The 11,323-nt window shown below is 67.4% G+C and carries 6 protein-coding genes; all 6 read left to right on the top strand.

Going from position 1 to position 11,323, the window contains the following annotated elements; translation table 11 throughout:
- Window positions 1–914 (top strand): citrate/2-methylcitrate synthase (locus tag ND748_RS16120; RefSeq protein ID WP_251746628.1); only part of this gene is annotated, 914 nt, incomplete at its 5' end.
- Between the two features lie 446 nt (window positions 915–1,360).
- Entirely contained in the window at window positions 1,361–2,206 is an 846-nt protein-coding gene (locus ND748_RS16115) for a hypothetical protein (protein WP_251746627.1), read from the top strand.
- Between the two features lie 1,249 nt (window positions 2,207–3,455).
- The gene (locus ND748_RS16110; RefSeq protein ID WP_251746626.1) at window positions 3,456–5,057 is read left to right on the top strand and encodes a lytic transglycosylase domain-containing protein; all 1,602 of its coding nucleotides are present in this window, start codon (window positions 3,456–3,458) and stop codon (window positions 5,055–5,057) included.
- Between the two features lie 45 nt (window positions 5,058–5,102).
- Window positions 5,103–5,459 (top strand): transposase, encoded by a 357-nt coding sequence (locus ND748_RS16105; RefSeq protein WP_251746625.1) that lies wholly within the window; start codon window positions 5,103–5,105, stop codon window positions 5,457–5,459.
- A 776-nt stretch (window positions 5,460–6,235) separates the two neighbouring features.
- Window positions 6,236–9,682, top strand: a complete 3,447-nt coding sequence (locus ND748_RS16100; RefSeq protein ID WP_251746624.1) for a DNRLRE domain-containing protein — start codon at window positions 6,236–6,238, stop codon at window positions 9,680–9,682.
- Window positions 9,573–10,721, top strand: a complete 1,149-nt coding sequence (locus tag ND748_RS34655) for an RHS repeat-associated core domain-containing protein (protein WP_251746623.1) — start codon at window positions 9,573–9,575, stop codon at window positions 10,719–10,721. The genes ND748_RS16100 and ND748_RS34655 overlap by 110 nt, the downstream gene beginning before the upstream one ends.
- Window positions 10,722–11,323 lie beyond the last annotated feature (602 nt).

Here is an 11,323-nt window from a genome sequence, read left to right as displayed (position 1 = left end):
CTGGTGGGGGGAGCGGGCGCCCCGGGGCGGTTGCCGGGGGGGCCGGCGGGGCCGGGGGCCCGCTCGACGGCCTGCGCACCGCCCTGTCGCTGGCCGGCGCCGCCCGTGGCACCGCCCCGCTGTACGACATCGACGAGGCGGCCCGCGTCGACGACGCCCTGTTCGTCGGCGCGGTGACCCCGACGCTCGTCGCCGCGCTGCACCGACTGGCCCACGGGCTCGCCCCGTTGGCACCCCGCGACGATCTGCCGTTCGCGGCCAACTACCTGTACATGGTCACCGGCGCGGAGCCGACCGCGGCGCAGGTGCGCGCGATCGAGCGCTACCTGATCTGCACGGTCGACCATGGCTTCAACGCCTCGACGTTCACCGCCCGCGTGATCGCGTCGACCGGGGCGGACCTGGTGGCCTGCGTGGTCGGGGCGATCGGCGCGCTGTCCGGGCCGCTGCACGGCGGCGCGCCGAGCCGGGCGCTGGACACCCTCGACGAGATCGGCAGCCCCGAGCGGATCGACCCGTGGATCCGGGAGCACGTCCTCGCCGGTGACCGGATCATGGGCTTCGGCCACGCCGTCTACCGGACGGAGGACCCGCGGTCGCGGTTGCTGCGCGGCGTCGCCGAGGACTTCGGCGGCGATCTCGTCGGCTTCGCCGTCCAGGTCGAGCGGCGGGTGGTGGAGTTGCTGGCCGAGCTCAAGCCCGGCCGGGAGCTGCACACCAACGTCGAGTTCTACGCCGGGGTCGTGATGGAACTCTGCGGGCTGGCGCGGGACATGTTCACCCCGACGTTCGCCGTCGCCCGCACCCTCGGCTGGACGGCGAACATCCTCGAACAGGCCCGAGACAGCAAGATCATCCGCCCCTCGGCCCGCTACGTCGGCCCGCCTGCGCCGGCGCCGGTCCCGTCGCCGTAACCCGGACCCACCGCCGTAACCCGGACCCACCGCCATAGCCCGGACCCACCGCCACGGCCGGAGCCGTCACCGTCGCCGGAGCCATCACCGTGGCGGCGGCCGGCCGGCGTGGCCGGACCGGTAGCCCGGCCACGCCGCCGACGTCCGCGCGACGCGGCCGGGCGACGCGGCGGGGCGGGGCGGATCCGCTCCGAGCTACAACGCGCCGGGGTACCCTACGGAATCCGCATTCCGCTTTCCGCCACGCCATTTCCGTCGCCTGGGCGACACCGCCGACCTAATCCGTAGGACTGTTCACCCCAGGACTGTTCACCCCGATCTTCATTCGGCTAGAATCGGCACCGTCGACGATCCGACCGCGGCGACTGGCGTCGTTTCTTGCCCGGAGGCAAGACGACAACCGGGCCGGGGAATCCGAGAACGGGGGCGTCCTGGTGAGCGATCCGATGCTGATCTGGAAAGGCAAGAACGCCGATCAACGGCTTTTCTGGTCCCGGGCACATTCGGACGGCAGTTGGCGCGACCAGCAGCAGGTGCGGTATTTCGGCACCAACAAGGGTGGGATCGGGGCGGCGTCCGACGGGAGAATGACCGCCCGCGCCGCGTGGCGCGGCGCCGACGACGACAGCCGGATCTGGACCGCAGGCTGGTACGGCGACGGCTGGTCCGACCAGCAGACCCCGGTGGACGCCCCCCGCACCGAAGACCGGCCCGCGCTTGCCCTCCACGACGGTCGCACGGTCATGGCGTGGCGCGGGGTCGGCCCCGACCAGACAATCTGGTTCTCCGAGAACCTCGGGCCGCAGCGGGTCGCCGGCGGGCTGGCCTCGTCCACCCACGGCCCGGCGCTCGCCTCCTACGGCGGGCTGCTGTACATGGCGTGGAAGGGATCCGGCGGCGATCAGGGGCTTTACTGGACGACGTACGACGGGCGCACCTGGGCGCAACCCCATCCGTTTCCCGGCGGATCCACCCACGGCCCGGCGCTCGCCGCGTCACCGCAGGGGCTTTTCCTGGTCTGGAAGGGCTCGGGCAACGACGCCGGAATCTGGCACGCCGAGTATCAGAACGGCCGCTGGTCGGCCCAACGGCCCTCCCCGGGCGGAACGAGCACCGGCCCCTCGGCGGCCTACGTCGGCAACACCGTCATCACGGCGTGGAAGGGTGTCGGCACCGACGCGCGGATGTGGACCTGCCGGAATTTCCGCGAACCGCAGACTGCCGTCGCGAACGGCGCCTTCGGCACCAGTGACACCCCGGCCATCGTGAGCACCTTCGTCACCGAACTCTGACCCGGTGCACCGGCCCCGCACCATCCCCGGCCCGAGCGCCCCGCCGCCGGGCATTGCTTCTTCGCCCTCGGCCGCGCCAGGCAGCGTCACCGCGACCCGCTCGTCGGCTCGCCCTGGCGCGTGAGCCCGGGCACCGCGCCCGACCCCACCGCCTGTCGCCGCGCCGCGGCGCGGCCAGCAGATCGCCGCCCATCCGCGAGGGAGTCAGGATGGCGGGCCGTCGGCGCGGCTCGCCCCGGACCGCCCACCACCAGTGCTCGGCGGAACTCTGCCGGTTCCCCACGGCCAGTCTCCTTCTCATGCCGGGCGCAAAACCGCGGCGACCATCCTCCGGACCAAACTCATCAGCAATGCACGGCAGAAACGAGCAGCGCAACAAGACCGCAAGCAGGACCACAAGAAGAACCGCATCCATCGCATCAACTCCGATCCGGCGAAAAAAGAAGAACCGTGGGTGGCATAAGCAGGGCCCCCGAGGGGAACGGGGACCATGCCGGATCACCCAAAATGGCCGGCGCCGGCGCGGAAGGCAACCATCACGTCCCATTGGCAATCCGTTGCCATAACGTTCCGTAGCAAGACGCGCCGCAATCCGGATCAACTGCCCGGGTTTTCCGCTCCCCAGCCCGACGAAACGCCTACCAATCGGGATGATTCACGTAGATCACCCCAAGGTGGGTTACTCTGCGCAAGAAATGTGATTCACGACATACAGTGGGGTTTTACCTACACGAAACATTTGCCTGGACGAAGCCAACAAGCGAGACGGCCAGATACTTTCGGTGAGCAATCTGCCACTAAGGGTGGCATACGCCGAGCATCCGAGATGCTTTTCAGGCGACTTGACCGATTTGCTAGCAGTAGGCACCGGTAAGCTCCGGGCCGCAGACGGGACATCCGCACACTGCGCGGACCCCGCCGGAGCCCCCTCCGAGCCCCCTTCATCCGTCCACGGCTCACCCAAATGGCGACTGATCGTCATGGGCAGCCGAGACTTCTTTCTTCGGATCGGATGACAACCGGGCCCCGTCTCTGGCACAGTCCAGCCCGGACCCGAGCGCAACCGGGCCCACCAACATCACCGACGCGGCGCAGCGCGGCGCGCCGAGTTCGAGTGCGCCTCTTTCCTCATCACCGGGGTCTTCTCCCCAGCTCCTGACCGACGCATTCCCAGGGCCCCTGGGAATGCGTCGCCGCCCGCGGAGAAAAGGCCGAAGAAGGTGTTCCACATCACGGGGGGTGAATCGCCATGAGTCGCCATCGTCGGCTTCCTGAGCACGCCGGGCGGCATCGGATCGCCGAGCCGGCTGGCAGGCACCGGGCCATCATCGCGGACGCCCAGATCCGGCGCACCTCCCGGCCGCCGGCCCCGCAGCCCTCGATCCGCGCGGCACGGCAGCCATCCCCGCTCCACCCCACGCTTCCCTTGCCTGCGCTACCCCCCCTGCCCCGGCTCACGCCGCCGACCAGGCGCGCGCCGCTGTTCCAGCCGGCAGGTCCGGCGCGCTCGACCCCCCTGCCCGGTCAGGCGGTCCGACGGCGCCGACGACGGCCGAAGACGGCCGGCGGGCTCGCCTCCTTACCCATGATCGGCCTACTCGTCGCCCTCTGTCTCGGCCCGGGACCCGCCAATCCCGTCCAGAACCTTGAGCCCATCCCGGCCGTTCACCCGCCGGCCTCCACTCGTACCTACCCGTTGCCCCTCGTCATCCCGCCGCTCATTCCCGCCAGCTCCACCAACCCCACCTCGGCCCCAACCATCACCTCGGCACCAACCGCCACCGCGGCACCAGCACCCGAACTCCCCGACGATCACACTCTCGCCGACGCCGCGGCGGGCCGCTCCACCACCCCGACCGTCACCCTGACCGCCCGCGACCGGGCGATCCCCACCCGCGTCCTGGTCGCGTACCGCAACGCCGCAACCCGCAATGCCACCGAGCATCCCGGCTGTCACCTGCCCTGGCAGCTTCTCGCCGGCATCGGCAAAATCGAGTCCGGCCACGCCGTCGGCCGCCCCATCACCCCCGACGGCACCATCACCTCGCCCATCCTCGGCCCACCGTTGGACGGCCGCCACGGCTATGCCCTCGTGCGCGACACCGACCACGGCACCCTCGACCACGACACCATCTACGACCGCGCCGTCGGCCCCATGCAGTTCATCCCCACCACCTGGCGCACGGCTGGCCGCGACAACTCCGGCGACCAGCGCGCCGACCCTCACAACATCGACGACGCCACGCTCGCCGCCGCCGGCTATCTCTGCCGCTCCCACCGCGACCTGGCCGTCCCCGCCCAGCTCCGCACCGCGATCTTCAGCTACAACCCGTCCGCCAGTTACGTGCGCGCCGTCCTCGCCTGGACCGCCGGCTACACCACCGCCGCATATGCCCCGGGATCCGAAGCAACCAGCACGCCTCGCCCGACAGCGGCCTCGCCACCCGCCCTCGCCCGGCCGTCGACCCCCCCGACAGCACCCCCACCAACGCCGTGGGTGGCCTTGTCGCCGTCCGTTCCTCCCGCCTCAAGCCTGCCCGGCGCCCCCGCTCCCACCCCGGCCGCGTCCACGTCCACGTCCACGTCCACGTCCAGCGCCCAGCCTGCCGGCACGAAGCCGGCCACGATCACTCCGACTCCGACTCCGAGTTCGAGTTCTGGCCCGGCGCGCCCCGCCTCGTCCCGTGCCATCGACGCGACGCCGCCGGCGAACGCGACCGACGGCGATGCGGACCATCCGGCGGACATCCCCACCGTCGAGCCCAGCAGCTCGCTGTTCGTCGTGTCGCTCATCCCGAGGAACGAGGCAGCCGCCTCGGGCCCTGTCACCCCGTCCACCCCGCCTCCCTGAGCCTGCCACCAGGCTCAGAGGCCGATCCGTAAAGGCGAGCCCGTCATGCCACGCCCCACCCGCTACCCGCCGCACTTCCGGGCCGACGCCGTCGCCCGCGTTCGGCGCGACCACCGCGATCACCCATCCGAGTGGTCGGCGATCCAGGCCGTCGCCAACTCCCTCGCCATCAGCGCCGAGACGCTTCGAACCTGGGTGCGCCAGGCCGAGTCGGTCAACGATGGTCAACGTATGAACGCCCGCCGACAGCAGGCCGAGATACGGCGCCTGATCCGAGAGAACGCCGAGCTGCGCCGCGCGCTCGACATTCTGCGCGGGCTGGAGCCGTCAGAAGCGCCGACGCGCCCGACCATCAGCCGAGCGGCACCGAAGGCGACCGGCAGCTCAGCGACCCATACGTGAGTTCGTCCGGGTGTTCCGCCTGACAGATCGACGCTGACTGCCAACCGATCGCAATCAATGCACTCGAAAACCAGAATCGGCCGGCGGTCGATTCCCCCGGTGCGGCCCGCCCAGCTGCCATCGCGCAAGTATGGACCCCGCCATCTTCGCTGGCCGACGAGCGGCCTGTCTCGGCCCGGCAAGCGGAGTCGGGCGTCGATACCGCTCGTCCCTTGGCGACCCCTTCTTTTCCCACCGGCGGATGTCGATCCGGATGTGTCTGGCCCGGACCACTCGGCCGGCTCTGCCGCGCCACTCCACCCATGTTTCATCCAGGTAACACACCACTGCGTGTCCCAGATCACCGCAGCCCCGTTCGCCGATATCGACGCCATGCCCGGCTTCGAGTGCCAGTAACCCAAAGTCACAAAATACTCGCGATTACCGGCCTGGGGACACCCGAGCGCACCACTGAGTGTTCGCCGCTCCCCCGACGGGGCGAACGGAGACCCTTCCCACTCAAACAACCGACACACAACTGATCTTGATTGTCTGGTGTTGTCTTCGGGGCTCTGCCAGTTTCGGTGATCCGGCGCGCCCCCGGTTCCCTCGGGAGCGCGAGAAACTTCTGCTCGATAGGAGATATCGGGTTGCGCAGTTTCCGAAAACTCATCTACCAACGGTCAGTAAGCGGTGGTCTGATTGTCACGATGGCGGCTGCGGTCGCTGTGACGATCGTTCCGACGGCAGCAGATGCGGCCGCCCCACGACCAGTCATTCCGCCGCCGGTCGTCGGCGTGACCAAGCCTCTCGCGTCGGTGTCGCCGCCTGCCGTGGCATCCGACGGAGAGATCCGGACGTGGCGCACGGCAAGGTCGGACACCTATCTGGTGAAGGGGACCGACGGTCGGCGTCACTACAAAAGCGTGTTCTCGTCCATTCCAATGAACTGGAAGGACCCGACCGGCGCCTGGCAGCCGATCGACAACACCCTTAAACCCGTGGCAGCTGGCTCGAAGTCCGTGCGGACGTCGTCCGGCCCGGTCATCGCGACGCTGCCATCGGATCTGTCGACCGCCCCGATCCAGATCAGCAAGGGTACCTCGACCGTGAGTTTCCAGCTGCGTGGCGCGGCGAGCACGGCCGGAGCGGTGTCGGGCGACACCGAGACATACAAGAAGGCGTTGCCGGGCGTAGATGTGCACCTGCGCACCACCGCCTCCGGCGTGAAGGAAGACCTGGTCCTGGCGGGCAAGGACAGCCCGAGTACGTTCACCTACGACCTGACGGTGCCGGCGGGTACGCACCCGGTGCTGACGCCGGGCGGTGCAATCGCCGTCGTTGACGGGAAGGGCGCGACTGTCGGGGTGCTTCCGGCGCCCACGCTCGCCGACGCGAGCAAGAAGTCGACCGGCCAGTCCGTGGCTGCGTCGTACTCGCTCGCCGCGACCGGAGCGAAGTGGACGCTGAAGATCAGCGTCGACAAGGCATGGTTGGCAGATCCGGCACGGGTGTTCCCGGTGACGGTGGACCCGACCTACACCTACACGGACGACGGGTCGACCGGGAATATCAGCTGCCAACTCGGTTCAGGTAGCGAGGCGAGCACCAACGAGTGCGGTGGCACGTCGGTGGAGGCCGGCGGATCTGCCAACCACTATCGGGGTCTGTTCCAGTTCGCGCTGACTCTCCCGCGCGACGCCGCGATCGACGCGGCGACTCTCACGCTCAACGAGGTCTATGCGGACAACACCTCCTTCCAGCAGGTCGAGGTCCACAGGATGACCCGGCCGTGGACGTCGTCGGCGACGTGGAACACCTACGACGGCACCCACTCCTGGACCACTGCTGGCGGAGACTACGATTCCGGCGTGCAGTCCGTGACCTCGGTCGGTGGCAGCTCCAATCTCGGCCCCTACTACTGGGGGCTGCAGCAGCTTGTCAGTGATTGGGCCACCGGCGCGCAGGACAACAACGGAATCATCGTCAGAGCAACATCGGAGAACGGCTCCCAGACCAACTCGTTCGGATCCCAGAACGCATCCTCCGGGATGAAGCCTCAGCTCAGCGTCGTCTGGGACCCCCGCGCCGGGATCAACGATGCCAACACCTACATCGACACCACCCTCACCGACCGCCAGCAGGCCAGGGTCAACGTCGGCTCCGGTGACCTTGTCCTGACCAGCAAGGAGTACGCCCTCGCCGGGCCGAGCCCGGCCCTGTCGATCTCCCGAGTGTACAACTCCACCCGCTCCTACACCGCCGGTAGCCTCGGCTACGGCTGGACACTGGACACCGGCCACGATGTCCGGGCCTACTACGGCACCGACGGCTACATCCACTATCTGGCTCCGACCGGCCGTGCCTACCTGCTGAAGAACTACGGCGGCACCGGCACATCCGGCACGTTCACCACCCTCACGCTGGATGCGGATGGCACTGTCGGCACCGGCAACGCAGTCACGATCAAATACCATGCTTCCGGCCTGACGATGTCGTTCCGCGGCTCCGATGGAATGCTCACCTCGATCGCGGACCGCAACGGCAACACCCAGACGTTCTCCTACTCGTCCACGATCTTCTCCGGGGACGGGTTCCCGTACCTGAACTCGATCACCGACGCCGCCGGGCGAACGATCACGGTCAACCACTCTTATCTGAACACCGGCCTGTCCGACACCTCCAGCCGGTCCACCGCCTACACCTACCAGAACAACGCCGATCTGATCGACGCTTCCGATCTCAACGGCAAGCACACGACGTACAGCTACGACGGAAACCACCGCCCGACCCAGATCACCACTCCGGCCGGGCACATCGTCAAGATCTCCTATGACAGTTCGAACCGGGTCACCTCGATCATCCAGGTAACGAACGTCAGCGCCGGGACCGGCCCGACGACGACGTTCACCTACCACGGGTTTACCGGCAGCACAGGGAACTTCACCGCGTCCACAGACGTGACCGACCCAAACGGGCATGTCACGACCTACACCTACGACACTGCCGACCGTGTCCTGTCCACCACCGACGCGCTCAGCCACACCACCCAGGCAACATACAACCCCAACGACGACCAGACCTCGGCCACAGATGCCCTCGGCTCAGGGCACACCACCACCTACGGCTACGACACCAGTTACAACCCGACGTCGGTCGTTGCCCCGACCGGCGCGACCCAGAACACGACGTACCCGACGACCGGGACGACAGCGAACCCGCTGTACCTGCCGTCGTCGGTGACCGACCCTCAGGGCAAGAAGCAGACCCTGACCTACGAAGGCCCCGGGAACCTGACCAAAAGCCAGGACACCACCGGCGGCACCTCCGGCGTCGCGACGGTCATCTCCTACCAGGGCGACACCCCACCCACCGGTGGCAGTCCGCTGTCCTGCGGGGCGAAACCCGGCGAACCGTGCCAGACCACCGATGGAAACAACCATGGCACTCTATATGCCTACAACACCACCGGTGACCTGACGTCGATGACCCCGCCGTCCCCGCAGGCCGCGACCAGCTTCGGCTACGACAGCCTGTCCCGCCTCACGTCCAGGACAGATGGTAACGGCAAGCACACAACCTATACCTACGATAGCGATAACCGAACCATCAAGACCACCTACGACGGTGGGACCGCCACCAGCTATACCTACGATGACGACGGCAACCTGACTGCCGAGAAGGAGCTGAACACGACCGGCGGAACAACCCGAGAGGTCGACTACACCTACGACACTCTGGCCCGCCGCACCAGCCAGAGCGTCGCCTCCGGCGCCGTCGCCGGGGAAGGCACCATCACCTACGGATACGATGCGGCGTCGAGCCTGACCAGCTACGCAGACCCTGGTGGCACGGTCGGCTACGGCTACGACAACGCCGACCGCCTAACCTCCGCAACGGAGCCAGGCGGGTCGTGCTCAGGGTACAACCTGAGCACCCCGACCTACCCGCCAGCGTCCAGCCACTGCATCCTCATCCGGAACGACAACAACGGGCACCCGACGCTCATCTACTACCCGGGCGGAAACACGCAGACCGTCAGCTACGACGCATCCCAACGCCCGGCGGCGGTCGCGGGAGCGGCGGCCGGTGGCTCCGGATCGATGTTCAACCTCTCCTACACCTACACGTCCGGTGTCAGCAGCAGCGACGGGGAGCTCGTCTCCCAGGTCGCCGACTCGGGCACCGACGGCAGTACCCACACCACGGCGTACAGCTACGATAACCTCAACCGCCCGCGCTAACATCACCAACACGGTCGGCGGGGCCACCGTCGTCGACACCCACTACTGCTACGACAACGCCGGAAACCTGCTTCACACCTACACCGGTGCCACCAGCTGCACGGCGGGCTCCGGGTTCGACTACACCGCCGCCTACGACAACGACAACCAGCTCACCTCGATCAGCGGCGGCGGCACTGTCGGCGGCAGCGTCACCTTCGACGCAGCCGGCAACGAAACTTCGGCGCCGAGTGCGGTGTCGCGGGCCACGAGCTACAACGACCGCAGCCAGCCGACCTCGATCGGCGGCACTAGCGCTGCATACTCCGGCCCGGACAACCACAGCCGGCTGTCCTCCGGCAGCACGTCCTTCCTGAACTCCGACCTTGGGGTAAGCGCCTTCACGACCAGCAGTGCCAGCACGTATGCCACCCGCACACCTGACGGACGCCTGCTTGGTCTTCGCGTCGGCACCTCGTCGAGCTACACCAGTCACTACCTGCTCACCGACGGGCAGGGTTCGGTGATTCGGATGCTCAGCCCCACCGGCAGTCGAGAAGCCAACTTCAACTATGATCCGTTCGGCGTCGTCACCTACAACACCGACACCAATCACGTAAACCCCTTCCTCTACACCGGCGGCTTTTACGACGCAGCGAGCCGACTGTACAAGCTCGACTACCGCTACTACGACCCAAGCCTTGCCCGCTTCACCCAGACCGATCCGGCGAACCAGCTAAGCCTCCAACAGAGCAACCTGTACAGCTACGCAGGGGATGGTCCCACCTACAACTCGGATCCATCCGGCCAGTGGTATCGGAACTGCGGCTATATCTCCTGCACGATCTACTTCAATCGAAGGGAGACACGGGACATAGCGTACGGACTCGGTGGTGCCGCGGCGGTCTCCGGCGCTCTCCCCCCACCCTTTAACGTGATATTTGCCGCATCACTGGGCCTCCTTTCCGCGGAAGCCGCGATCGCGGAGAATCACGGAAACTGCTTGAAGATCAAAACACCGCGTTCGGTCGGCCTCTACCGCGACAGTCACTGTCGCTGAAGGGAAGTTCGTGCCTAGTATCGTCGGTCCACTGATTCTGCCTCTTGGGGCAATTGCATTCGCGGTCGTGACCTACTTTCGGGACCGTCGGCAGCGGCAGATACTGGGACGCGTCCTGCATAATCGTCGCGCACTCACGGCGGGACTGGTGACCGCCATCGCGCTACCGGCAATTGACTTTGCCATCGACCATGAAGTCTCGAGCCTGGTTTTTGGAATTCCTATCGGCATAATGGTGGGAAGCGTGGTCGCGATAGTTCTTGACCGGAACCATCCGGAAAGGAAATAGGCGAGACCACCAGAAGGGAGGACCAGAGAGCCGAGGAGCCATGCGATTGATTTCGCTCGCCGCACGATGCCGACCGGCCGGTTCGGCAGGCGCATGAACGATCACTATGGCTCCGGCCAATGCCCATCCGCAGTTGGCTGTCCTGCTCTGTCATCCGCTCCAAGGATGGGCTAGCCAACACGGCGACGACAGTTCCGCTATGGTCGGGCGGTGCGGCTCGGACTCCGGTCCGGACCGCACCGCCCCCCCCCCCCCCCCCCCCCCCCCCCCAATAAAATCGTCCGGCAAACCCCCTTAAAATATCTCCGATGTT

The sequence above is a fragment of the Frankia sp. AiPs1 genome (assembly GCF_023716945.1).
Classification (GTDB): Bacteria; Actinomycetota; Actinomycetes; order Frankiales; family Frankiaceae; genus Frankia.
Note: the sequence above shows the minus strand (reverse complement) of the source record. Positions and strands in the feature narration are given on the sequence as shown.